Origin of the sequence: Rhodococcus sp. OK611 (genome assembly GCF_003050885.1) — a bacterium.
GTDB classification, from domain to species: domain Bacteria; phylum Actinomycetota; class Actinomycetes; order Mycobacteriales; family Mycobacteriaceae; genus Rhodococcus_G; species Rhodococcus_G oryzae.
This window is the reverse complement of the sequence record NZ_QAOZ01000011.1, coordinates 164,401-186,664: the sequence shown is the minus strand read 5'-3', so window position 1 is coordinate 186,664 and position 22,264 is coordinate 164,401. Positions and strand designations below refer to the sequence as shown.

Sequence of the window (22,264 nt, the reverse complement as noted above, 5' to 3'; positions counted from 1 at the left end):
CCGAAAGGCGCGAATTCATACCAGATTTCATACCGACCCCTGGCACACGCTGGGGGTCTCGTCGTTGAAGGAGCATTCGTGAACATCTCGACTCGCGCGTTCTGGCTCGATGTGGCCGACCGCACCAGCAAGACCTTCCTGCAGAACGTCGCGCTGTTCTTCGTCGCGGGCGTCACCATCACCACCGTGTCGTGGGCAACGGTGCTCGGATCCGCTGCCCTCGCCGCGCTGGTGTCGCTGCTGCTGGCCATCTCGACGGCGACCGCACTCACGTCCGGGAACTTCCTCATCGACACGGCCGATCGGGCCGCGCGCACGTTCGCGGGCAGCTTCGTCGGGGCGCTGCCGGCCACCGGCAGCAGCCTGGCCGAGATCCAGTGGGGTCAGGCCGCATCGCTGGCTGCGACCGCCGCGCTGCTCTCGGTGATCACCTCTCTGACGGCCCGCAACGTGGGGGCGAAGGGGCTGCCCTCGATTGCTCCCGTCCGGGCCTCGGACGGCCAGGTCTACACCGTCTCCGCGAACTTCGCGGGAATGCGAGGCGTGGCGCTCGGCACCGATCGCCGCGCCGATATCCGCGCTCGGCGCTGGTAGACCGTGGGGCTCGCCGAGATCGCCCTCGCGACGGTCCCGAGCACCGCGCTCGGCGCCGCGGTAACCGGCCTGTTCATGCGACGAAAGACCCGGGCCGAGGCTGACAAGCTCGACGACGAGGGCGACAAGGCTCGGGCCGAGAGCGGCAAGATCGAGGCCGAGAGCGAGGCTGTCAGCGTGGCGACCGCACTGTCCGTCGTCGTGCTGATGCGCGAGGAGAACACCCGAATTCTCTCCCGTCTGAAAGATGTCGAGGACCGAACTACCACCCTCGAAGGCGAGCTGACGCAGGCAACCTCGGCCCTCCGTTACGTCACCGGAATCCTGCGCATCGCGATCGACTTCATCGACCAACTGCTCGCGTGGATCGAGAACCACGCACCAGGCCAGAGCCCGCCCCCGACACCGCCCGAGCTCAAAGCGGCACTCGAGGGCGATGAGTTCACATTCGCTAGGGGGTTGTAAATGGCGTCCTCACTTCCCGAACGAACACCTGACGGCACCCTCAACGGCCTCGGCGGCATCGCGGCCTGGGCGTCGAAGACCGAGGCGCAGTACAAGGCCGAGCAGCGCGGACGCATCGAGTTGAAGGCCAACCCGATCGCCGCGTTCGTCGGCAACATCACGAACGCGCTGCTCGGCATTTTCAACCCCACCGGCCACTTCGCCGGTATCGGGCAGTGGGCGCAGGCGAAGCAGGCCGACATCGCCACCCTGCAGGACAAGACGCAGAAGCTCGAGGGCGTCGTTGGGTATTGCCACACGTACTCGAGCGGTGGCAGCTCGAACGCGATCGCTGGCGATATCCGGATTCCGATCGACAACCAGATTGGCCCGATCGTCGGCGCCACGATCGCGAACGGTGCGATCTACCTGGCCAGCAAAGGCCTCTGGGTTGCAGATCTGCAGCTGACGGCCGAGGGGTACACCGCCCTCGGCTCGACCTACATCAACATCCAGATCCGCGTCTACGCCCCGAACGGGACGCTGCATGCGCATCGGATCGCAGAAGCCGACACCAGCAGCCGAGAGTCCTTGGTAGTCCACGTGCCGTTCACGATCCCGTCCGCGGGGTATTACGCCGAGCTGTGGTGCAACGCAGCGTTCGGTCGCGGCAGCCGGGGCGGCAGCGTCTGGAACGGCATGTCCGTCGAGAAAAGGAGCTCGGAGACGTCATGACCGAAGAATCCCCGATCAGGAACATCGACGTCTCGACCATGACCGACGCCGAGATCGTCGCTCACGCGCACGAACTCATCGCAGAGGCGCGCGTGCCCGACGCCGACCCAGAGCCGCTGATCGCCGCACTACGCAACGCCGCGGCCCGCGCGCGGGCGCTCGAAGACCCGTACTGGCGAGACCTGACGAACAAGGAAGCGGCCGAGTACCGCGAAGAGACCTGGGAGGCGCCATGACCATCATCACCGAGGACTTCGCCGACGCGGCGCTGACCGCCGACGAGGTCAGGGCGTCATTCTATGGCGTTCCGCTCCGCGTCCAATCTGACGGCGAGGGCGTCATCACCCCGACGCCCGTCGTCGTGCACTCGGTCGGCGGGACGATCACCTCGCCGGAGCTGGACCCCGGTCCGATGCGCGTCGAGATCGACGCCGAGGGCTGGTACCAGACCTACGACGTGATGATCCCCGAGACCGGCACGCATCGCCTCTTCGAGCTCGAAGAGATCATCATCGCCGAGCACAAGGTGATCGTGAAGGGCGACAAGGGCGACGTCGGCGCGGGCGTGAACCTCGCTGGCACCGTGGCGAACTACGCCGAGCTCGCGGGAATCATCCTCGGTCCGGCCGACGCGGGCACGGCGTACGTCAACAACGGCGACGGCCTGCTCTACGTCTGGTCCGGCAGCGCGTGGCCGGCCTCCGGGGACGGCGCCGCGTTCCGTGGGCTTCAGGGCAAGTCGCTCGCGTCGGTCGCGATTCAGGGGAACAAGCTCCTGTTCGGACTGGACGACTCGACAGCACTCGGTACGGTCACAGTCCCGGCACTGGCGCAGGCCGCGACAGACGCCGCGGCAGCTCACGCGGACCGCCTTGCGGCCGAGACGGCCCGCGGCGGAGCGGAAACCGCAAAGGGTCAGACCGACACCGCGCGCGACGCCGCGATCGCCGCGAAGAGCGCCGCGGAAGCCAGGGCGATCGAGGCGGCGGCTGAGGCTGACGACGCGCTCGCCCAGGCTCAGGCCTCGACGCAGTCAGCCACCGCGGCAGGCGCATCTGCCGCAGCGGCCGCGACCACCAAGGGGCAAGTCGACACGATCAAGGGCCAGATCGACGCCACCAAGGCGCTCGTCGATGCCGCATACGGCGACACCATCGGAGCCAAGGACGCCGCGGTCGCCGCGCGCAACGCCGCGCAGGGCTTCTCGACCGCGGCCGGGACCTCGGCCACGAATGCCGACGCGTCCGCCGACGCTGCAGACGTCGCGCGTATTGCCGCCGAGCTGGCCGCTGAGGAAGCGCAGAACGTCGGCGGCGTGCCCACCTCTCGCACCGTCACCGGCACCGGAGACATCGAGGGCGGTGGCGACCTCTCCGCCAACCGCACGTACGACCTCACCGCCGCGGCGAAGGTGAAGCTGGCCAAGGGCAACACCGCGTCCCAGCCCGGCCACACGCACGAGATGAGCGAAATCAACGGGCTCGCCGACGAAGTTGGCAGCGCCCTGGCGGCCAAGGAGGACAAGGGCGCGAAGGGGCAGCCCGACGGCTACATGCCGCTCGACTCAAGCGGCAAGGCGCCGGCCGCGTTCCTGCCGTCCTTCGTCGACGACGTCCTTGAGTTCGCCAACCTCGCCGCGTTCCCTGCAACCGGCGAGTCGGGGAAGATCTACACCGCGCTCGACACGAACCGCACCTACCGCTGGTCCGGGTCGGCATACATCGAGATCAGTCCGTCGCCCGGGAGTACCGACGCGGTGCCTGAAGGCACCACGAACAAGTACTACACCGATGCCCGCGCTCAGGCAGCCAACGCCACCGCGATCGGTGGCCGCGCCGCCAACGCATCCGGCCAGACGAACACGATATGGGTCGGCACTCAGGCCGCGTTCGATGCGCTCTCGTCCGGGGTTAAGAACGCGCTCGGCTTCATCGGGCACATCTACTGATGGCCGGGATCAGGATCGGAAGCGGGTCGGCATCGAACCCGCTGAAGCGGGTTATGGTCGGCACCGGCTCGGCGGTCGCGGCCGTTCGGAAAATCATGGTCGGCACCGGCTCGGCCTGCGTGCAGATCTGGGCCAACGCAATCGCGATGGGCCTGGAGAAGATCGGGGACCAGAGTTCGAGCTCCGGCGCCTGGGTGCTGGTCACCGGCTGGGGCACCAAGTCCGGATACACAGAGACCGTCCAGGAGAGCAACGGCATACGGATGCAGCCAGGCCGGTACGACATCGAGGGCAAGGTGACGCGCGGATCAAACCGCGTGATCAGCCAGCGTCTCTACCTCGGGTCGACGATGGTGGCCGAGTCCAACTCCGGGAAGTCGGTGACCGCATTCACTGTGGCCCTGCCAGATTACGAGGTCACCGACCCCGACACCCTGCTGACCTTCCAGTCGATGACCGCGACCAGCAACAGCATCCTCGGCGGCGCGGGGACCTACCTAGTGGCGAACCCGTCAGAGCCCGGTCCGAAGCGGATGGGTCTCGACAAGTACGGGGACCAGACCATCAACCCAGGGGTCGACACCCTGGTAACCGGCTGGTTCCCCCGCGAGACCTTCCCCGGCACCATCCAGGGCTCCGACGGCATCGTGATGCGCGCCGGTACCTACAACCTGGCGTTCCGGCAGCAGACCGGCTCCAGCGCGGCCGTCGTGATCAAGGTCTTCCGGAATGGGTCGCAGGTCGGCACCGCCACCTCGGGAGGTTCGTCAGTGACGTTCCTCGACGGAACGGCATCCAATGTGGTCTTCGCCGATGGCGACATTCTCACGATGAAGATCCAGTACCCCTCGGCCACCCGGACGGTTCTCTCCGATCCGGGGGCCACCTACCTGACCGCGATCCCCGCCTAGCCGGAACACCGGCGGCCCGGCGCCAGCTCGGCACGAAATAGCCCCGCCCTCATTCCGAGGGCGGGGCTATTCGTCGTTGATGCGGGGGACCGGTGGGCGACCGACTAGAGCGAGCCCGGGAACCGGACAGGGCCGTCGTCGTCCAACCACAGATCGTGCGAACGCCCTTGAGGTTTCACGCTTCCTTCAGATCGGTCCGCGCGCCGCGGCCCGGCCGCTTCGCATTCCAGCCGTCGATGGTCTCGGGGAGCCATCCGCGTGTCGTGCCGCGCGGAAGGCTGCCGTCCTCGTTGACCGGGCCGACGATGGCGTCCGGCTCGGGCAGCTTGTATCCGCTCAGGGTCGGGTCACTGGCGCCGATGCGCTGCGCGAACTGCCGCAGGGACAGGAAGTGTCGCGTCCTACTTCGCGCCATGTTGGCTCCTTGCGATGCTGAGCGCCCAGATGCTCACACCCGCCCAGACGGCCCAGGCGGCGAGCATCGGCGGGCTGTAGTTCGTGACAGTGAGCACGCCCAGAACGACGGCGGTCGCCGCGCTGGCTTGCACGCCCCGGTCGGTGATGTAGTGGGTCATCATTGCCTCTCTGATCGAATCGGTGAAACGATGTAGGCGGGACCGGGGTGATTGATGCACCCCGGTCCCTCACGCTACTTCCGATGTTTCCCCTTTCTGCGGGCCTGCCAGACCTGGATGGTCTGGAGGATCACTCCCAGGGCCGCCAGTACGAGCGCGACATCGGATCGTTGCATCCGATTCCTCTCTTTAGTTGTTGCCTGGCCGGTTGGCCTGACATGAAGAACTATACCGTTTCAAACGGGTAAGTGCAACCGTTTCGGACGGATAAGTTCGGAACGGGTTTCCATGTGCCGCAACGAGAAACGCCCCGACTGGGAGTCGGGGCGTTCATCGTTCATGTGGCGCTAGTTCAACGTCGACTTGACCACGCACGAATCGACCGCCTGCACCCGCTCATCGGCCGGGGTGATCTTGAGGGCCTCGCTCGTCTTCGGCCACTCGGTCATGCTCCGCGCCCCGCCGGTCGCGGCCGTCGGAAGCATGCCCGAGAGCACCCAAACATCAGACCTGTTCTCGAACTTCCCATCCGGGCGAACGGCGGATGCACCGAGGAATGTCAGGTCGCCATCGACGATCACCTGCGCATTCTTGAGCGTGAGTGAGTCATCCTTGAGTCCGTTCGCGACCGCAATGACGACGTCCTCGCCTGCCGGTGCGCATCGCGGATCGGCGACCTGTGCCGCAGGCGCAGCGGCGCGGGGCTTCGCCGGGGCCGCCGTCGCGCTCGATGCGGGGGCGGCGGCAGGCTCCGGATCGGATTCCGACGAGCAGCCAACAAGCAGGAGCAGCGAGGCGGCGCCGACCGCAATGAGTGTCCGTTTCATGCCCGGATTCAATCAGACGGACCGGGCGGACCGGACATGATTGTGGAGCTGCACCCTCGACGAGCAGCTCCCGTCATCACGCGGCGAGTCCTGTCCGGGACGCCGCGGCGAGCACGGCGGCGCGAACCTCGGTGCGCGCCACCGCGGTATACCGCTCGGTGGTCGCGACGCTCGCGTGTCCGAGGGCTTCCTGCACGGCGCGCAGGTTCCCGGTCCCGGCGTAGGCCTTGGTGGCGAACCGGTGCCGCAGCTTGTGCATCGACCAGCCCTCGGGCATGAGGTCGCCGATCAGCTTCCCGACGTATCCGGCCGAGATGTGCCCATCGATGGCGCCCGGGAACAGCCAGCCCTCGGTGCCGCGGCCGAGCGTGTGCCCGCCGGGCCCGCGCTGGATCAGCTCCGCCAGATCGTCGGCAATCGGGATGATCCGCTGCTTGTCGCCCTTCCCCAGTACGACAAGCGCCCATCCATAGATGTCCTCGATCAGGTCGCGGGTGTGGACCCGCGCCACCTCGCCGCGCCGCAGGCCGACCTCACACGCGAGCCGGGCCATGAGCGTCTCGCGCGGATCCGCCGCCAGGAGAACCGATTTCCAGATCCGGTCCGTCGCCGGGCGCGGGCGCGGCTTCGATTCCGGCACGCTCGGCAGCCCGCGTGCCGGGTTCGATGCGGCGAGCCCATGCTCGACCGCCCAGTCGAAGAACGCCAGCAGCGATGCGCGCAGCCCGCGCCGGTGCTCGTTCGACCACTGCTGTCTGCCGAAGAGTGCGACCAGGTCATCCGTAGTGACGCCCGCCGGCGACTGCGAGCAGAGCCGCCGCGCGGTCCCGCGAACGTGTCCGCGCCGGGTCCGGATCGTGGTGCTCGGGGCGCCGCCGGTCACGAGCCAGTCGACCCAATCCGAGACGGCCGATTCCCAGGCGATCGGTAGCCCATACATCTGTTTGTGACGGCGGGACTCATTAACTACAAACCGTTTGGTATTCATCACAGCTCGGAAGCTTCCTCTCAAATCGGTCATACCGACGAGTAGATGAGCGCAGGTCAGGGGCTGTACCGGTCTAGTTTGGGCGTGTCCGGGACGACACGTAACAATGGTTGCCACATTCCCGACGTTAATTAGTTTGGGCATAATTCCGGCCCGGCTAAATACCGCGAAAGAATGCAAGAAATGGCGTCATTCAATTAGGCGACACCTGCATGTCGGGGGACACCCAACCATCCGTCGTCGCCGGACCCGCATCCGGGTCTCACGCCGCGGCCGCGACCCGCCGATCCGCAAACGCAGGCCGCAGCACCGTGAGCGAACAATCGGACGGTTGCTGGTTCGAGTCCAGCCGGGGGAGCATCCGGGAGGACCCCGTCACACATCGTGTGGCGGGGTCCTCTTGCGTTCGGCGGTGCATGCAGCTGCGGGCGCCTCGGTTCGACACCCTCGGCGGACAATGGGGGGAGTGGGGCCGGTAGCATTTCGGCGGGCCGCTGATGTTCTTGATGTGGCCCATGGGGCGGTAGCTCAGTCGGTTAGAGCCGTGGACTCATAATCCATTGGTCGCGGGTTCGAGCCCCGCCCGCCCCACTCGAGATGCCACCCCTCGCGCCCGCAGTGCCGGTAGGTTTCACCGCATCGATCGTTCGCGGACCCTTGCAGGGGAGCCCGACCATGAGCGCAGCCGAACAGCCGGCGGGGACTGCCCGCTACTACGCCCACCGCGTGCAGCGGATGGTCGGTCGCGACCCGGACGAGGCGCACCGGTCCGCGACCCCGCTGGAACTGCTCTTCGACCTGACGTTCGTCGTCGCGTTCGGCGTCGCCGGGGAGGAGTTCGCGCACCTCGTCGCGGAGGGTCACCTCGGGAGCGGCCTGGCCGGGTTCGGGTTCGCGATGTTCGCGATCATCTGGGCCTGGATCAACTTCTCGTGGTTCGCGTCCGCCTACGACACCGATGACTGGATCTACCGGGTCACCACGATGGTGCAGATGGTCGGGGTGGTGATCCTCGCGCTCGGTCTGCCGCAGATGTTCGCCTCGATCGACCGCGGGGTCGAGCTCGACAACTCCGTGATGGTCTCCGGGTACATCGTGATGCGCGTGGCCATGGTCTTCCAGTGGCTGCGGGCCGCGAAGCACGATCCGACGCACCGCCCCGCGGCGCTGACCTACGCCGTGACGCTCGTCATCGCCCAGGTCGGCTGGGTGGCGGTGGTCATCGCCCCGCTCACCGTCGAGGAGGTGTTCGCGGTCGCCGCGGTGCTCATGCTGCTCGAGCTCAGCGGACCCGTCATCGCCGAGCGGAACAAGGGCGGGACGCCGTGGCACGTGCATCACATCGTCGAGCGCCACGGGCTCTTGGTCATCATCACGCTGGGAGAAGGCGTGATCGGCACGGTGGCGTCGCTCTCGGCCGTCGTGGGGAGGCAGGGGTGGACGCTCGATGCGGTTCTGGTCGCGATGGCCGGGATCGGGCTCACCTTCGGGCTGTGGTGGGTCTACTACATGCTCCCGTCGGCCGAGGTACTCGAGGTGTACCGAAACCGTTGCTTCGTCTGGGGTTACGGCCACATCGTGATCTTCGCGTCGCTCGCGGCGGTTGGGGCGGGGCTGCATGTCGCGGCCTACTACATCGAGCATCTCGCGCACGTCGGTGCGGTGGCCGCGGTGCTCGCCGTGGCGATACCCGTCGCCGTGTTCATCGGCGCCATTTATCTGCTCTACGCCTACCTCGTGCGGGTGCCCGATCCGTTCCACCTGATCCTCCTCGTTGGCACCGGCGCGACCCTGCTTCTCGCGGTCGTCATTGCCGCACAGGGGGTCTCGATGGCGTGGTGCCTGATCGTGGTGATGCTGGCGCCGGTGGTGACGGTCGTCGGCTACGAGTGGGTCGGACATGCGCACGAGGCGCGCGCTCTCGACATCAGTCTCGGTCGCGCGGACCAGGGGCGCGATCACTAGCCTGAACCCATGACGATCCCGCCCGACACCAAGAACTGGACCTGGGTTCTCGAGCGACCCTGCGCCGACTGCGGATTCGATGCCGGTGCGGTCGAGTACGAGGACATACCCGGCCTGGTCCGCGCGAACGCGGCGGCCTGGCCCGCGGTGCTGGCGCGGCCCGAGGTGGCCGTGCGGCCGGACGAGCAGACCTGGTCGGCATTGGAGTACTCCGCGCACGTGCGGGACGTGTTCCGGATCTTCCTGCAACGCCTGGAGCTGATGCTCGCGCAGGACGACCCGCAGTTCGCGAACTGGGATCAGGACGAGACGGCCGTCGCCGAGCGCTACGGCGAACAGGACCCGGCGACGGTCGCGGCCGAGCTCGGTGCCGCCGCGGCCGCCGTGGCGGACGCGTTCGCCACGGTCGCGCCCGCGGACCGGGGTCGACGGGGGCTGCGCAGCGACGGATCCGCGTTCACGGTGGACTCGCTCGCGCGCTATTTCGTGCACGACCCGATCCATCACCTGCACGACGTCCGCGGCTGACGGACGCACGTCCAGTTCGGGGCTCGGATCGGCGCCAGGGGCAGAGTGGGAGTCCCCGCGGTGTCGGCGCCGGAACCCCCTTTGTGCTGGTCTTTTCTAACTTCGTTAGACCATGGCACGAAATCCTTCTAGAACGTGTTCCAATTTGCCGACTTTCAGGATATCGTGTCCGCTGTGATCACCGTCACCTCGATCACATATAGCGGACGCGGACGAAAGGCCGGAACGAAATGAAGACAAAAGGCGCGCTGTTGTGGGGTCTCAACGAGCCGTGGTCGGTCGAGGAGATCGAGCTGGGTGATCCCCGCGAGGGCGAAGTCCAGATCCGCATGGAGGCGGCCGGTATGTGCCACTCCGACTATCACATCGTCACCGGTGCCACCCCGATGCCGTCGTTCCCGGCGCTGGGTGGGCACGAGGGTGCGGGTGTCGTCACCAAGGTCGGCCCGAACGTGAAGCGGCTGAAGGAGGGCGACCATGTCGTGCTGTCCTTCATTCCGGCCTGTGGCGCCTGTGACCCCTGTACGCAGGGACACCAGAACCTCTGCGACCTGGGCATGAACCTGCTGACCGGCCAGTCCATCTCGGACGGCTCGTTCCGCATCCAGGCCCGCGGCCAGAACGTCATCCCGATGTCCCTTCTCGGCACGTTCTCGCCGTACATGACCGTGCACGAGTACTCCGCGGTCAAGATCGACGAGCACATCCCGTTCGACGTCGCCGCGCTCGTCGGCTGCGGCACGACGACGGGCTGGGGCTCGGCGACCAACGTCGCGCAGGTCCGCCCCGGTGATTCCGTCGCGATCGTCGGCGTCGGCGGCGTCGGCATGGCCGCGCTGCAGGGCGCGGTGGTCTCGGGTGCACGCCACGTGATCGCCATCGATCCGGTCCCGTTCAAGCGCGAGCAGGCCCTCAAGTTCGGTGCCACGCATGCGTTCGCGAGCCTCGAGGAGGCCATCGTCCCGGTCATGGAGCTGACCTGGGGCAAGATGTGCCAGAAGGTCATCCTGACCATGGGCGAGATGGACGGCACGCTGGTGGACCCGGCGCTGACCCTGACCGCCAAGGCCGGCACCTGCGTCGTGACCTCGATGGGCAACATGTCCGACATGGACGTGAAGATGAACCTCTTCCTCTTCGCGATGCTGCAGAAGACGCTCAAGGGCAACGTCTTCGGCGGCGCCAACCCGCGTCACGAGATCCCGATGCTGCTCGACCTGTACAAGTCGGGTCAGCTCAATCTGCAGGACATGATCTCCAACACCTACAGCCTCGAGCAGATCAACGAGGGCTACCAGGACATGCTGGACGGCAAGAACCTGCGCGGCGTCATCAAGTACACCGACGCGGACCGCTAGAGCTACACCTCAACGGCGCCGGGCAGCTCAGTCGAGCTGCCCGGCGCCGCTGTCTATCCGGTCAGCCACTCGTCGATGAGACCGGCGACCCGGTCCGGCGCGTCCAGCGGGACGAATGCGCCGCAGTCGTCGAGGATCTCGAGCCGAGCGTCCGGGATGTCGCTTGCCAGCCTGCGGCCCAGGTCAAGGCCGAAGACGCGGTCGTCGGCGCCCCAGATGAGCAGCGCGCCGCCCGTGTAGGTGCGCAGCTGCTGCGCGGCGGCCAGGGTGTGTGAGGCGTCGATGCCCGCGAAGAACTTGACGGTGTCCCGGCGCAGGATGGGGTCCCGCAACGGCCGGGTCCAGCCTGCGATCACCCCGTCACCGGGCCCCCGATGGCTGAGCGGGCGGGGAATCGCGAACCGTCGTGCCGCCCGCAGCCGCATGAGCTGCCCGCCGAGGGCGAGGACCCCGGGCGCCCTGCCGAGCGCGAAGAAGGCGCGCAGCGATCGGGGCGGAAACTGCTCGTAGGCATCGCAGGCGGTGAGGACCAGCGTCCGCACCAGATCGGGATGGCGGGCGGTCAGGATCTGGCTCAGGCCGCCGCCGGTGTCGTTGCCCACCACCGTGACCCGGCTCAGCCCGAGCTGCCCGACCACCTCGGCGGCCAGGTCGGCCAGCGCGGGCGGGTTCAGATCGGCGCCGGGGTTCATCGGCCGGGTGTGCGAGCCGAGGGGGAGCGTCGGCAGCAGGCACCGGTATCCGAGCGCCGCGGCCCGATCGGCGACGCCGTCCCAGAGGTGACTGTCGACGAGCGCGCCGTGCACGAACAGCAGCGGAGTGCCCGTCGGGGCGCCGCGCTCGCGCAGATGTACCGGGCCCGCGGTGGTCTCGATCCAGCGTTCCGTTTCCAGGTTGGTGCCGCTCTGCGTCATGTCGGACTCCTGTATTGAAAATGCATTCAATAGTGACTTCGACGGTAGCCTCTGTTGAACGTCATTTCAATAGCCTTCGAGACCCTAGAGTGAGCGCGACCGAGGGGAGGGGTGCCGATGCCCGAGCAACGCACCCGGCTGACGACCGAGCAGCGTCGTGCCGAGCTGATCGAGGCGACCCTGCGTGCGCTGTCCACCCGGGAACCGGAACGGCTGTCCGTGCAGGAGATCTCGGCCGAGGCCGGGGTGTCCGTCGGGCTGCTGTACCACTACTTCGGCGGTAAGGACGCGCTCGTCTTCGCGGCGATGGAGTCCGCGGCGGACAGGATGATCGCGGACCTGACCGCGGCCACCGGCGAGGGACCCCTGCTCGGCAGGCTGATGGCCGGGCTCGGGGCCTACCTCGATCACGTGCAGCTGCACAGCGTCGGCTGGCAGGCCTTGATGCGGGCCGGCGGGAGCTCGGGCCTCGCCGAACTCGGTCGCCGAGTGGACGCGGCCTCGTTCGAGCTGATCCTCGACGCGCTCGGCATCGATGCGCCGAGCGAGGTCGCGGTCATGGTGATCGAGGGCTGCCTGGCATTCGAGAAGGCCGCGTGCCTGCGTTGGCTGGCGAGCGCGGACGTCGAGCGGGCAGTGCTCGAGCAGGTGCTGGCCGGGACGTTCCTGTCCGCACTGCAATCCGTCTCTGGTGCGGATCCCGCGGTGGCGGCCGGGCTGGCCGGGCTGGCGGAGGGCTGAGGGCGGTCTCGTAGGCTGCACGGGTGCACAGCCTCGATGCGATCGAACACTGGCCCGTCGACCATGCCGCGGTAGCCGTGATCGGCCCGGACGGCAGGATCGGCGCGGCCGGGGACCAGGACCGGGTGTTCGCGCTCGCCTCGGTGACCAAGCCGCTCGTGGCGTACGCCGCTCTGGTGGCCGTCGAGGAGGGTGCGATCGAGCTCGACCAGCCCGCGGGGCCACCCGGCGCCACCGTGCGGCACCTGCTCGCACACACCTCAGGGCTGGCGTTCGGCGAGCCGACCGTGCAGAGCGCGCCAGGGGCCAAGCGGATCTACTCCAGCGCGGGATTCGAGGTGCTGGCCGACCTCATCGCGGCGGAGACCGACATCGCATTCCCGGACTACCTGCGCGAGGCGGTGTTCGCCCCGCTCGGCATGGCGGCATCGACGCTCGACGGTCCTGCGGGGCACGGCGCCCGGTCCAGCGCGGCCGACCTGGCCCGGTTTGCCCAGGAGCTGCTGGCTCCGACCCTGATCTCGGCGGAGACGGCGGGGGAGGCCACCAGGGTCCAGTTCCCCGGCCTGGACGGCCTGTTGCCCGGCTATGGCGTCCAACGGCCCAACGACTGGGGGCTCGGCTTCGAGATCAAGTCCCACAAGGCGCCGCACTGGACGGGTGCCACGAACTCGCCGTCGACTTACGGCCATTTCGGTCAGTCCGGGACTTTCCTGTGGGTCGACCCGGACTGCTCGATCGCGTGCGTCGCGCTGGCCGACCGGGCCTTCGGCGACTGGGCCAAGGCCGCCTGGCCGCCGCTGAGCGAGGCCGTGCTGGCCGAGCTCGCGGACATTTGATCACACCAATCCCTTCTATAACTGGCGCAACAGGGGGCGCACAGGGCACACTGGTGACGCAAATCGCGCGACAGGCACAAATGAGGTCGTTGGGGAAGACGTCCCTCGTCTGAGCCGGAGGTGCTTGTGCGCGCGTTGAATCAGTTCGCCGATGCGACGACTGGTGTGCTCTACGTGCATTCGTCGCCCGCCGCGGTGTGCCCCCACGTCGAATGGGCGCTCACCGCCACCCTCGAGAGCCCAGCCAACCTCAAGTGGACCTCACAGTCCGCCGGAGACGGGCTGCTGCGCGCGACCAGCAACTGGGTCGGGCCGGTGGGCACCGGCGCGCGACTGGTCACCGCGCTGCGGTCCTGGCCGATGCTGCGGTTCGAGATCACCGAGGATCCCAGCGACGGCGTCGATGGCGAGCGGTTCAGTCACGTCCCCGGGCTCGGACTGTGGCGCGGCGCGATGAGCGCGAACGGCGACGTGATCCTCGGGGAGATGCGGCTGCGCGCGCTGATGCAGGCGCACGGCAGCACGGGCGAACTCGCCTCCGAGCTCGACACCGCGCTCGGCACGGCCTGGGACGAGGCGCTCGAGCCGTACCGCAGTGGCGGCGAGGGTGCCGAGGTCACCTGGCTGCGCAGGCACGTCGGCTAGGGCGCGTCCCCAACCCTGTTCCTGGCGTCGAGCAGCTCGTCCAGATGCTCGCGGGACCAAGCGCAGGCCGCCGCCATCGGCTCGAAGAGCGAGCGGCCGAGCGCGGTGAGCTCGTACTCCACCCTGGGCGGGATCTCGGCGTAGGCGGTGCGGGTGACCAGCCCGTCGCGCTCCATGGCCCGCAACGACTCGGTGAGCACCTTCGGGGTGACCGTGCGCAGCGGGACCTGGAGCTCCGAGAACCGGCGCGGGCCCTCGCGAAGGCAGGTCATGATCCGCGCCGTCCATTTGTCGCCGATCCGAATCGGTGCGGGACCGGTCGAGCAGCCCTCGAACATGTCGGGCTCCAGAGGCTTCGTCACCTGGTCAGCGTAACTATCGTTGCGGTAACCGGCACCCCGCTCGCTACCTTCGCGTCGTCGGCCGGCGATCGTGCGCCGGCCCCGTCGAACGGAGCCACCCATGAGCAGGATCATCGTCTTCGGAGCCGGTGGCCGTGCCGGACGCCGCACGGTCGCCGAGGCCGTCGCCCGCGGTCACCGGGTCACCGCGGTGGTCCGCGACCCCGCGCGGTACCCGGAACTCGCCACGCTCGGCGCGGACCTGGTGACCGGGGACGCCACCGACGCCGACAGCATCGCCGCTCTCTCGGCCGGCCACGATGTGGCGATCAGCGCCGTCGCCCGGATGGATCTGCCGTCGTCGGAGTTCTATGTCGCGACCACCGAGGCGCTGCTCGACGGCCTCGGCCGGGCTCTGGTGGGTCGGATGCTGGTCGTCGGGATCGGCACGCTGCTCGAGACCGAGCCGGGCGTCCGCGTGCTCGATGCGCCCGGCTTCCCCGTGGAGGCAAGGGAGTTCTCGCTCGGTCACGCGGCCGAGCTCGAGGTGCTGCGCGGCGCCGACACCGATGTCGACTGGCTGATGCTGGCGCCGCCGCCGGTCGTCCTCGACGAGGTCGCCGAGCGCACGGGGGAGTACCGGATCGGCGGTAGCACCGTGATTGCCGACGCAGCCGGGGCGCGGCCGTTCTCGTACGCGGACCTCGCCGTCGCGCTGATCGACGAGGCCGAGCGTCCGAAGCACAGCCGAGAACTGGTCGCGGTCGGCTGAGGGTGGCCCGGCGAGGGGGAGGTTCTCGGGCTCTCGGCGCGACAGACCCGAGAACCACCCCCTCGGCCGCCTGTGGATGAGCGGTTCGGTCATCCACAGATCGCGAATTCCCGGCCCGGTCGGCTTGCGACACGTCGAGGGTTGGGGAGTGCACCCGATGCCGTTCCGCGGAACCCTGGCCGTACGTCGGGGCACCGTGACGGCGCATCAGCTCAGGCGGGACTTCGTGCGGCTGCACCGAGACGTCTACGTGCGCAAGGGGACTACGCCGACCGCGATTGCCCGTGCCCGCGCGGCGCAGCTGTGGGCGGGGGACCGCGGTGTGCTCGCCGGGTTCTCCGCCGCTGCCCTGCACGGCAGCAAGTGGATCGATGCGAGCGAGCCCGCCGAGCTGATCCGCGCCGGTCACGTGCGGGCGCCGAAGGGAATCGTGGTCAGGAAGGCGGAGCTGCTCGACGGTGAGACCTGTCGGATCGACGGGATGGCCGCCACCACCCCGGCGCGAACCGCGTTCGACCTCGGGCGTGGACTCGGGTTCGACCGGGCGGTCGAGGTCCTCGACGCGCTGTGCAACGCCACAGGTCTCGACCCCGCCGAGGTGTCGGCGATCGCGGAGCGGCACCCCGGCGTACGCGGCCTGGTCCGGCTACGACGGGTGCTCGACATGGTCGACGGCGGAGCGGAATCGCCGGCCGAGACCCGAACCCGGTTGTTGATCGTGCGCGACGGGCTGCCGCGCCCGGCGACCCAGATCAGGGTCCGCGACGAGTCGGGGCGGGTCATCGCGAGGTCGGATCTCGGTCGGGAGCGCTGGCGGGTCCTGGTCGAGTACGACGGCGAGCACCACTGGCTGGACGAGCGGCAGCGTTCCGCGACATCGACAGGGCCGCCGTCCTCGAGGCGCTGGGCTGGGCGGTGGTTCGCGTGAGCGCAGAACTGCTCCGTGATCGGCCCGGCGTGGTGCTGGAGCGGGTGCGCGCGAAGTTGCGCGTGGCCGGGGCGCCGGTGTGAGCCGGCGAGGGGGAAGTTCTCGGGCTTTTCGACGTCATGGCTGTCCGAGAACCGCCCCCTCGACGAGGGAACCACCCCCTCGGGAATGGATCCGCCGCAGTCGGCGTTGAACCAGGCGGTCGTCAGTTTTGTGTGTTTGTGTTTACCGCACGCTCGCAAGAACTCAAGTTGCGTGCGCTCTGTTTGCCTTCAGGAATCTGGAGACGCCGAGTCTCGAACCGGCCCGGGGCACCACACGGTGTGGGTCCCGTCATCCCAGCCCTGTGAGGAGCAAATATGAGTCAGGGAACAGTCAAGTGGTTCAACGCGGAGAAGGGCTTCGGCTTCATCTCGCGCACCGACGGACCGGATCTCTTCGTGCACTTCTCCGAGATCCAGGGTTCCGGTTTCCGGAGCCTCGAGGAGAACCAGCAGGTCGAGTTCGAGGTGACCGAGGGCCCGAAGGGCCCGCAGGCCACCGCGGTTCACGTGCTCTGAGCCACCCGTTCAGCGAGAAGGGCCCCCGACCTGAGGTCGGGGGCCCTTCTCGGCTCTGGTGCGGATCAGAGCGGGATGTTCTTGTGCTGACCGCGTCCGGCCGGCGCGGCCGCCAGCGCGGCGGTGACCCGGCTGCGGGTCTTTGCGGGGTCGATCATCTCGTCGACGACGCCGATCGAGATGGCGCGGCTGACGCCGCCCGCGATCGCCTCGTGTTCGGCGGCGAGGCGATCGTGCAGTGCCTCACGCTCGTCCTCCGGGGCGGCGGCGAGAGCCCGCTTGTGCAGGATGCCGACGGCTGCCTTGGCGCCCATCACGGCGACCTCGGCGTCCGGCCAGGCGTAGACGGCGGTGGCGCCGAGGGCCCGCGAGTTCATCGCGATGTACGCGCCGCCGTAGATCTTCCTGGTGACCACGGTGACGCGGGGGACGGTGGCCTCTGCGAACGCGTGCAGCAGCTTGGCGCCGCGACGGACGACACCCTCCCACTCCATGCTCACCCCGGGCAGGTAGCCGGGGACGTCGACGATCACGACCAGCGGGATGCCGAACGCGTCGCAGAGCCGGACGAAACGCGCGGCCTTCTCGGCGCTCTCCGAGTTGAGGCAGCCGCCGAGGCGCAGCGGGTTGTTGGCGATCACGCCGACGGTGCGACCGCCGAGGCGTCCGAGGCCGGTGACGATGCTGCGGGCGTAGTTGCCCTGCAGCTCCTCGAGGGTCGACTCGCCCTCGACGTTGTCGAGCAGTTCGTGCACGATCGGGCGCACGTCGTAGGCGCGCTTGGCCGACGCCGGCATCAGCGCACGCAGGTCGGTGTCGCCGTGCTCGGCTGCGGCCTGGTCGAAGGTGCCCTGGTCGCAGAACATCGACACCAGGCGGCGCGCTCGATTGAGTGCATCCAGCTCGTCGGTGGCCGCGATGTGCGCGACGCCCGACTTCTTGGTGTGGGTGTCCGGGCCGCCGAGCGATTCCATGTCGACCTGCTCGCCGGTGACCGAGCGGACCACGTCCGGGCCGGTCACGAAGACCCGTCCCTCGGGCGCCATGATCACGACGTCGGTCAGCGCGGGTCCGTATGCGGCGCCGCCGGCGGCGAAGCCGAGGACGACGGAGATCTGGGGGACCAGGCCGGACGCGCGCACCATTGCCTCGAACACGAGGCCGACCGCGTGCAGGGCCTCCACGCCCTCCGCGAGCCGCGCACCGCCGGAATGCCAGATGCCGACGATCGGGGACTTCTCGTCGATCGCGGTGTTGATCGCGTTCACGATGTGCTTGCAGCCCTCGACGCCCATCGCGCCGCCCATGACGGTCGCGTCGGAGCAGTAGGCGATCGTGCGAACTCCGTCGATCTCGCCGGCAGCGGCGAGCACACCGGACTTGTCACGATCGTGCAGCGGGACGGTGGTCCCGGCGTCGAAGAGGTTCTCGAGTCGCGCCATCGGGTCGCGGGGATCGAGCTGGGCATCGGATCGGGTGATCGGGGCCAAGATGGTCATCGCTTGTCCTCCTTGTACTGGCCGCCTGCGGGCGGTAGTCGGGGTGGGGGCCCCTGGCTGCGAGGCCCCCACCATCGAGCTAGTCCGACCGGTCAGACTCGGCCGAAGGCGAGCGCGACATTGTGCCCACCGAATCCAAATGAATTGTTGAGCGCGAAGTCGATCTGGCCGTAACGGGGTTCACCCTTCACGACATCGAGATCGATCTCTGGATCCTGGTTATCGAGATTGAGCGTGGGCGGAATGACTCCGTCACGCACAGCCAGGACCGTGAGCACGGCTTCGAGCGCACCGACGGCGCCGATGGAGTGCCCGAGAGCTGACTTCGGTGCGTACACCGCAGCGTGGCCACCGACCGCGGACTTGATGGCCAGTGCCTCGGCCGTGTCCCCGATCGGCGTCGCCGTGGCGTGCGCGTTCACGTGGGTGATGTCGGACTTCGCCAGACCCGCGGTCTGGATCGCCCGTGCCATCGCGCGGGCCGCGCCCGTGCCCTCGGGGTGCGGCGCCACGATGTGGTAGCCGTCCGAGGTGATGCCCGCGCCCATCAGGCGTGCGTGGATGGTTGCCCCGCGCGCCTTGGCGTGCTCCTCGGTCTCGAGGACCATCAGTGCCCCGGCCTCGCCGAAGACGAAGCCGTCGCGATCCTTGTCGAAGGGACGCGAGGCGGCCTTCGGATCGTCGTTGCGTGAGCTCAATGCCCGCATCATCGCGAAGCTCGCGATCGGCACGGGATCGATCTGGCCCTCGACGCCACCGGTGACGACGATGTCGGCGTCACCCATGATGAGCATCCGGTATGCGTGCGCGATCGCTTCCGAGCCCGACGAACACGCCGAGACGGGAGTGATCACGCCTGCGCGGGCGCCGAGCTCGAGCCCGACGACCGCGGCGGGACCGTTCGGCATCACCATCTGCACAGAGAACGGCGACACCTTCCGGTATCCCTGGGTCTTGATCTTGTCGACGGCGTCGATCAATGCCTCGCCGCCCCCGAGTCCGGTACCGAGGACCACGCCGAGCCGGTCCTTGTCCACCTCGGGGCTGCCCGCGTTCTGCCACACCTGGCGTCCGAGCACGAGAGCGAGTCGCTCCACGAAGCTCATCCGCCGGATCTCGACGCGGGAGAGTGCATCGTCGGGGTTCACCTTCAGGTGCCCGCCGATGCGGACGGGAAGGTCGTACTCCGCGACGAACGGATCTTCGAGGACGTCGATCCCGCTCTCGCCTGCGAGCAGGCCCTTCCACGTGGCATCCACGTCACCAGCGATCGACGTCGAGGCCGCGAGGCTGGTGACGACGACGTTGGGGAAGTTCCTGGTGGAAGTCACGGGCGAGCTCACTCCTCGTTCGCGGAGTCGAGCTTCGCCTTGACGGCGTCAGCGGCGTCGCCGCCCTCGGCCTCGAGCTTCTGGATGTAGCTGACGGCGTCGCCGACGGTGCGCAGGCTGGCGAGATCCTCGTCGGGGATCTTCACGCCGTACTTGTCCTCGGTCTGCACGGCGATCTCCACCATGGACAGCGAGTCGATGTCGAGGTCGTCGACGAAGGACTTCTCGATGGTCACCTCGGACGGCTCGATGCCGGTGACCTCCTCGATGATCTCCGCGAGTCCGGCAATGATGTCTTCCTGGGTGGTGGCCACTTCGTGGCTCCCTTCTTGTTTGGTGTTACTTGGGTCTGGCGTTGGCCGGTCGGCAGACCGGCCATTGTGGTGTGTGGTCCTGCTGCGAGGGGCCTAGGGCCGCAGGATTGCGGCGGGCCTCATCCGAGCCCGGTGAGCTCGGACAGCGCGGGGATGTCGTCCGGCGTCTTGAGCGCCAGCGTGGGGGTCCCCTTCATCTCCCGCTTGGCGATACCGACCAGGGTGCCGGCCGGGGGGAGTTCGGCGATCGCCGTGACCTGGGCCGCGCGCAGCGACGCGGTGCACAGGTCCCAGCGCACGGGCCTGGTCACCTGGGCAGCCAGCTTGGCCAGCGCGTCGGCGCCGGAGGTGACCGGCTGACCGTCGGCATTGGACAGTAGCGTGCGCGTCGGATCCGAGGGGCTGATTCGGGAGGCCGCCTCGGTGACGGCTTCCTGGGCCGGCGCCATGAACGCGGTGTGGAACGCGCCCGCCACCGGCAGGGCCCGGACGCGGGCCTTCTCCGGCGGCGCTGCCGCGAGCTCCTCCAGGGCGCTGAGCAGGCCGGCCGCCACGATCTGGCCGGCCGCATTCCGGTTCGCCGGCTCGAGGCCGAGCTCGGCCAGCCGTGCCAGGACGACCTCTTCGTCGCCGCCGAGCACCGCGGACATGCCGGTCGGCTCCAGCGCGCAGGCCTTGGCCATCTCGGAGCCGCGGAGCGCGGCGAGCGCGACGGCGTCGTCCGAGGAGATCACGCCTGCGATGGCGGCCGCGGCCAGCTCACCGACCGAGTGTCCCGCGGCGATCAGGTCCGTGGGGACGAGTCCGCGGCGCTCGAGCTCCTCGAAGGCGAGCAGCGCGGCGGCGACCACGAGCGGCTGGGTGACCGAGGTGTCGGTGATCTCGTCGGCCGTGGCGGTGGTGCCCAGGCGTTCGAGGTCGAGGCCGGAGGCCTTCGACCAGATGGAAATGCGGTCTGCAGTGCCCGGCAGCTCCAGCCAAGGGCTGAGCATGCCGGGGGTTTGGGAGCCCTGACCCGGGGCAAGCAACGAAATCACAAGATAAGGGAACACTGTCCAGCGGCATGTGGGTGATGTTTTTGACCATCAACCTTGGACAAGTGTTTTGTAGGGTTCCCACAAAATCGCATGTGGGGAACTCGCATCGGAAGTGGACGGCGGAACGTTACAAGTCGATCGCACGGTTTGTGAAGAATGTGATTGGTGTGACTGGATGCGTTGTTTCGTGACTGGCCTGAGCCAAACGACCCACCGTTGACGCGACCCTGAGCACGTACGCGTCGCGCGGGTTCATGGGGTCTCGGCCGGTGATCTCGCTGATCCTTTTAAGTCGATACCGGACAGTGTTGGGGTGCACGAACAGTTTGCGGGCACAGGTCTCAACGGCGGCGCCACAGTCGAGATAGGTCTCGAGGGTGTCGGTCAGCGCCGACCCCGCGGCGGCCAGCGGTCGCACGAGCAGATCGATGAGCGAATCGAGGGCCGCCCGGTCACCGAGCAGGGCCCGCTCGGGCAGCAGTTCACCGGCGTGGACCGGCCGCGGGGCGCCCCGCCAGCCGGCCACCGCCTCCATGCCGGCCAGGGCCTCCACCGCGCTGAAGTGCGCGGCGCTGAGGGTGCGGGTGGTCGGCCCGATCACCACCGGGCCGTCGGAGAAGTTGGTGAGGAGGTCCGTCATGAACTGATCGTCGTACGGGTCCTGCATGTCGCCGCTGACCACCATCACCAGCCGGGAGCCCTGCACGACGGCGAGCGCGGCCCGCCCGTGCTTCTGCGCGATCGAGTGAACAGTGCTGACCACCGACACGCCCTGTTCGGGCGGCGGGGTGCCGACGAGGACGGTCGCGGGCGCGGTCGCGTCCCAGTTGAGTGTCGCTGCGCGGGAAAGCATGTCGGAGCCGGTGTCGCCGCGGACCACCGCGTCCACCACGAGGGCCTCCAGGCGGGTGTCCCACGCGCCGCGGGACTCGGCGGCGCTGGCATAGACGGAGGCGGCGGCGAACCCGAGCTCGCGGCCGTAGCGCAGCACTGCCTCGGTCAGGGCGATGAGCTGTTGCTCGTTCCTGGCCAGTGCGGGCAGCCACTGCTCGAAGAACTCCATCGCCACGCGCACCATGTCGACGGTCTGGCGCAGGGTCAGCCTGCGGGCCAGGTCCTGGGGGATGACCTGGAAGGCCTCCATGCTGAAACGGATGTCGCCCTCGGGGTCCTTGAGCCACTCGAGGAAGTTGACCACCGCGGTCTGCACGAGCAGCTGCACGCTCGCGCGCTGGTCGGCGTCGAGGTCGCCGACGAACGGGAGCTGGTCCTGCATCGAGGTGATCGCCTCGGTGGAGAGCCGGCCGGAGAACTGCTTGACCCGCCGCAGCAGTGCGTCGGGCAGGGGGTCGCGGGGCTGACGCTGCCTGCCGAAAACCGGCACGGCCGCCGCCTGTGTCCCGTCGTCGGCGGAGCCGTCCAGTGGGGGTTTCTGCTCGCCCATAGTCTCGAAACTTACGCCCACCGTGA

Annotated in this window: 25 protein-coding genes, 1 tRNA gene and 1 pseudogene; 16 read left to right on the top strand and 11 right to left on the bottom strand. The window is 68.5% G+C overall.

Annotated elements, in window-relative coordinates; genetic code table 11:
* The first annotated feature begins 78 nt into the window (after window positions 1-78).
* Genes C8K38_RS15650 through C8K38_RS15625 form a run of 6 tightly spaced genes read left to right on the top strand, consistent with a single transcriptional unit; the run spans window position 79 to window position 4,632 of the window.
* The gene (locus C8K38_RS15650) at window positions 79-594 is read left to right on the top strand and encodes a holin (RefSeq protein ID WP_257017493.1); all 516 of its coding nucleotides are present in this window, start codon (window positions 79-81) and stop codon (window positions 592-594) included.
* A gap of 3 nt (window positions 595-597) precedes the next feature.
* Window positions 598-1,059, top strand: coding sequence for a hypothetical protein (locus tag C8K38_RS15645; RefSeq protein WP_097212065.1), 462 nt, complete (start codon window positions 598-600; stop codon window positions 1,057-1,059).
* Window positions 1,060-1,773 (top strand): hypothetical protein, encoded by a 714-nt coding sequence (locus C8K38_RS15640; RefSeq protein ID WP_097212066.1) that lies wholly within the window; start codon window positions 1,060-1,062, stop codon window positions 1,771-1,773.
* Window positions 1,770-2,009 carry a hypothetical protein gene (locus C8K38_RS15635; protein WP_097212067.1) on the top strand — a complete coding sequence of 80 codons (240 nt, stop codon included), beginning with the start codon at window positions 1,770-1,772 and terminating at the stop codon, window positions 2,007-2,009. Before C8K38_RS15640 ends, C8K38_RS15635 begins: the two co-directional genes overlap by 4 nt.
* Window positions 2,006-3,721, top strand: a complete 1,716-nt coding sequence (locus C8K38_RS15630; protein WP_097212068.1) for a hypothetical protein — start codon at window positions 2,006-2,008, stop codon at window positions 3,719-3,721. Before C8K38_RS15635 ends, C8K38_RS15630 begins: the two co-directional genes overlap by 4 nt.
* Window positions 3,722-3,774: 53 nt before the next feature.
* Window positions 3,775-4,632 carry a hypothetical protein gene (locus C8K38_RS15625; RefSeq protein WP_097212069.1) on the top strand — a complete coding sequence of 286 codons (858 nt, stop codon included), beginning with the start codon at window positions 3,775-3,777 and terminating at the stop codon, window positions 4,630-4,632.
* Between the two features lie 175 nt (window positions 4,633-4,807).
* Here C8K38_RS15625 and C8K38_RS15620 read toward each other — a convergent pair whose 3' ends face one another.
* The 4 genes from C8K38_RS15620 to C8K38_RS15610 form a co-directional block, all read right to left on the bottom strand.
* Complete coding sequence (locus tag C8K38_RS15620; protein WP_097212070.1) at window positions 4,808-5,047, bottom strand: hypothetical protein; 240 nt, start codon at window positions 5,045-5,047, stop codon at window positions 4,808-4,810.
* Window positions 5,034-5,210, bottom strand: coding sequence for a hypothetical protein (locus tag C8K38_RS27180; protein WP_179800565.1), 177 nt, complete (start codon window positions 5,208-5,210; stop codon window positions 5,034-5,036). The genes C8K38_RS15620 and C8K38_RS27180 overlap by 14 nt, the downstream gene beginning before the upstream one ends.
* Window positions 5,211-5,554: 344 nt before the next feature.
* Window positions 5,555-6,034, bottom strand: coding sequence for a hypothetical protein (locus C8K38_RS15615; protein ID WP_097212071.1), 480 nt, complete (start codon window positions 6,032-6,034; stop codon window positions 5,555-5,557).
* 76 nt (window positions 6,035-6,110) lie between these two features.
* Entirely contained in the window at window positions 6,111-6,974 is an 864-nt protein-coding gene (locus tag C8K38_RS15610; protein WP_097212072.1) for a tyrosine-type recombinase/integrase, read from the bottom strand.
* 565 nt (window positions 6,975-7,539) lie between these two features.
* Here C8K38_RS15610 and C8K38_RS15605 point away from each other — a divergent pair.
* From C8K38_RS15605 to C8K38_RS15590, 4 genes are all read left to right on the top strand, one after another.
* Window positions 7,540-7,613 (top strand) — tRNA-Ile (locus C8K38_RS15605).
* A gap of 84 nt (window positions 7,614-7,697) precedes the next feature.
* Window positions 7,698-8,987, top strand: coding sequence for a low temperature requirement protein A (locus C8K38_RS15600; RefSeq protein ID WP_097212073.1), 1,290 nt, complete (start codon window positions 7,698-7,700; stop codon window positions 8,985-8,987).
* 9 nt (window positions 8,988-8,996) lie between these two features.
* Window positions 8,997-9,515: a DinB family protein gene (locus tag C8K38_RS15595; RefSeq protein ID WP_097212074.1), complete on the top strand. Its 519-nt coding sequence runs from the start codon at window positions 8,997-8,999 to the stop codon at window positions 9,513-9,515.
* A gap of 230 nt (window positions 9,516-9,745) precedes the next feature.
* Window positions 9,746-10,873, top strand: a complete 1,128-nt coding sequence (locus C8K38_RS15590; protein ID WP_097212075.1) for an NDMA-dependent alcohol dehydrogenase — start codon at window positions 9,746-9,748, stop codon at window positions 10,871-10,873.
* Between the two features lie 53 nt (window positions 10,874-10,926).
* On the opposite strand, the gene C8K38_RS15585 is transcribed toward C8K38_RS15590, so the two are convergent.
* On the bottom strand, window positions 10,927-11,787 hold the full coding sequence (locus C8K38_RS15585) for an alpha/beta fold hydrolase (RefSeq protein ID WP_097212076.1): 861 nt from the start codon (window positions 11,785-11,787) through the stop codon (window positions 10,927-10,929).
* Between the two features lie 117 nt (window positions 11,788-11,904).
* Here C8K38_RS15585 and C8K38_RS15580 point away from each other — a divergent pair, with 117 nt between their 5' ends.
* The 3 genes from C8K38_RS15580 (at window position 11,905) to C8K38_RS15570 (ending at window position 14,012) form a co-directional block, all read left to right on the top strand.
* Window positions 11,905-12,528 carry a TetR/AcrR family transcriptional regulator gene (locus C8K38_RS15580; RefSeq protein ID WP_143548464.1) on the top strand — a complete coding sequence of 208 codons (624 nt, stop codon included), beginning with the start codon at window positions 11,905-11,907 and terminating at the stop codon, window positions 12,526-12,528.
* 23 nt (window positions 12,529-12,551) lie between these two features.
* Complete coding sequence (locus C8K38_RS15575; RefSeq protein ID WP_097212078.1) at window positions 12,552-13,367, top strand: serine hydrolase domain-containing protein; 816 nt, start codon at window positions 12,552-12,554, stop codon at window positions 13,365-13,367.
* A 126-nt stretch (window positions 13,368-13,493) separates the two neighbouring features.
* Window positions 13,494-14,012, top strand: coding sequence for a DUF3145 domain-containing protein (locus C8K38_RS15570; protein ID WP_097212204.1), 519 nt, complete (start codon window positions 13,494-13,496; stop codon window positions 14,010-14,012).
* Here the strand turns inward: C8K38_RS15570 and C8K38_RS15565 are convergent.
* Window positions 14,009-14,374 (bottom strand): winged helix-turn-helix transcriptional regulator, encoded by a 366-nt coding sequence (locus C8K38_RS15565; RefSeq protein ID WP_097212079.1) that lies wholly within the window; start codon window positions 14,372-14,374, stop codon window positions 14,009-14,011. The two genes, C8K38_RS15570 and C8K38_RS15565, sit on opposite strands and share 4 nt — an antisense overlap.
* 100 nt (window positions 14,375-14,474) lie before the next feature.
* Between C8K38_RS15565 and C8K38_RS15560 the strand changes: the two genes are divergently transcribed.
* The 3 genes and pseudogenes from C8K38_RS15560 to C8K38_RS15550 all read left to right on the top strand — a co-directional run bounded on the left by C8K38_RS15560 (window position 14,475) and on the right by C8K38_RS15550 (window position 16,613).
* Window positions 14,475-15,125, top strand: coding sequence for an NAD(P)-dependent oxidoreductase (locus C8K38_RS15560; RefSeq protein ID WP_097212080.1), 651 nt, complete (start codon window positions 14,475-14,477; stop codon window positions 15,123-15,125).
* A gap of 157 nt (window positions 15,126-15,282) precedes the next feature.
* Window positions 15,283-16,136: pseudogene (locus C8K38_RS15555) on the top strand (DUF559 domain-containing protein).
* A 276-nt stretch (window positions 16,137-16,412) separates the two neighbouring features.
* A complete protein-coding gene (locus C8K38_RS15550; protein WP_027500001.1) occupies window positions 16,413-16,613 on the top strand; it encodes a cold-shock protein in 201 nt (66 codons plus the stop codon).
* Between the two features lie 65 nt (window positions 16,614-16,678).
* Here the strand turns inward: C8K38_RS15550 and C8K38_RS15545 are convergent, their stop codons facing one another.
* The 5 genes from C8K38_RS15545 to C8K38_RS15525 form a co-directional block, all read right to left on the bottom strand.
* Window positions 16,679-18,112, bottom strand: a complete 1,434-nt coding sequence (locus C8K38_RS15545; RefSeq protein ID WP_097212081.1) for an acyl-CoA carboxylase subunit beta — start codon at window positions 18,110-18,112, stop codon at window positions 16,679-16,681.
* Between the two features lie 92 nt (window positions 18,113-18,204).
* Window positions 18,205-19,455: a KasA/KasB family beta-ketoacyl-ACP synthase gene (locus C8K38_RS15540; RefSeq protein WP_097212082.1), complete on the bottom strand. Its 1,251-nt coding sequence runs from the start codon at window positions 19,453-19,455 to the stop codon at window positions 18,205-18,207.
* A complete protein-coding gene (gene acpM / locus C8K38_RS15535; RefSeq protein WP_077041999.1) occupies window positions 19,452-19,757 on the bottom strand; it encodes a meromycolate extension acyl carrier protein AcpM in 306 nt (101 codons plus the stop codon). The genes C8K38_RS15540 and acpM overlap by 4 nt, the downstream gene beginning before the upstream one ends.
* Before the next feature lie 119 nt (window positions 19,758-19,876).
* Window positions 19,877-20,794, bottom strand: a complete 918-nt coding sequence (locus C8K38_RS15530; RefSeq protein WP_077041998.1) for an ACP S-malonyltransferase — start codon at window positions 20,792-20,794, stop codon at window positions 19,877-19,879.
* Between the two features lie 127 nt (window positions 20,795-20,921).
* A complete protein-coding gene (locus C8K38_RS15525) occupies window positions 20,922-22,238 on the bottom strand; it encodes a PucR family transcriptional regulator (protein ID WP_097212083.1) in 1,317 nt (438 codons plus the stop codon).
* Between the last annotated feature and the right edge of the window lie 26 nt (window positions 22,239-22,264).

Excerpts from the sequence above, each read along its gene's own strand:
- C8K38_RS15635 (WP_097212067.1), top strand. The coding sequence starts at position 1,770 with ATGACCGAAGAATCCCCGATCAGGAACATCGACGTCTCGACCATGACC.
- C8K38_RS15545 (WP_097212081.1), bottom strand. The coding sequence starts at position 18,112 with ATGACCATCTTGGCCCCGATCACCCGATCCGATGCCCAGCTCGATCCC.
- C8K38_RS15620 (WP_097212070.1), bottom strand. The coding sequence starts at position 5,047 with ATGGCGCGAAGTAGGACGCGACACTTCCTGTCCCTGCGGCAGTTCGCG.
- C8K38_RS27180 (WP_179800565.1), bottom strand. The coding sequence starts at position 5,210 with ATGATGACCCACTACATCACCGACCGGGGCGTGCAAGCCAGCGCGGCG.
- C8K38_RS15630 (WP_097212068.1), top strand. The coding sequence starts at position 2,006 with ATGACCATCATCACCGAGGACTTCGCCGACGCGGCGCTGACCGCCGAC.
- C8K38_RS15560 (WP_097212080.1), top strand. The coding sequence starts at position 14,475 with ATGAGCAGGATCATCGTCTTCGGAGCCGGTGGCCGTGCCGGACGCCGC.
- C8K38_RS15585 (WP_097212076.1), bottom strand. The coding sequence starts at position 11,787 with ATGACGCAGAGCGGCACCAACCTGGAAACGGAACGCTGGATCGAGACC.
- C8K38_RS15625 (WP_097212069.1), top strand. The coding sequence starts at position 3,775 with ATGGTCGGCACCGGCTCGGCGGTCGCGGCCGTTCGGAAAATCATGGTC.
- C8K38_RS15610 (WP_097212072.1), bottom strand. The coding sequence starts at position 6,974 with ATGTATGGGCTACCGATCGCCTGGGAATCGGCCGTCTCGGATTGGGTC.
- C8K38_RS15525 (WP_097212083.1), bottom strand. The coding sequence starts at position 22,238 with ATGGGCGAGCAGAAACCCCCACTGGACGGCTCCGCCGACGACGGGACA.
- C8K38_RS15580 (WP_143548464.1), top strand. The coding sequence starts at position 11,905 with ATGCCCGAGCAACGCACCCGGCTGACGACCGAGCAGCGTCGTGCCGAG.
- C8K38_RS15590 (WP_097212075.1), top strand. The coding sequence starts at position 9,746 with ATGAAGACAAAAGGCGCGCTGTTGTGGGGTCTCAACGAGCCGTGGTCG.
- C8K38_RS15595 (WP_097212074.1), top strand. The coding sequence starts at position 8,997 with ATGACGATCCCGCCCGACACCAAGAACTGGACCTGGGTTCTCGAGCGA.
- C8K38_RS15550 (WP_027500001.1), top strand. The coding sequence starts at position 16,413 with ATGAGTCAGGGAACAGTCAAGTGGTTCAACGCGGAGAAGGGCTTCGGC.
- C8K38_RS15600 (WP_097212073.1), top strand. The coding sequence starts at position 7,698 with ATGAGCGCAGCCGAACAGCCGGCGGGGACTGCCCGCTACTACGCCCAC.
- C8K38_RS15615 (WP_097212071.1), bottom strand. The coding sequence starts at position 6,034 with ATGAAACGGACACTCATTGCGGTCGGCGCCGCCTCGCTGCTCCTGCTT.
- C8K38_RS15640 (WP_097212066.1), top strand. The coding sequence starts at position 1,060 with ATGGCGTCCTCACTTCCCGAACGAACACCTGACGGCACCCTCAACGGC.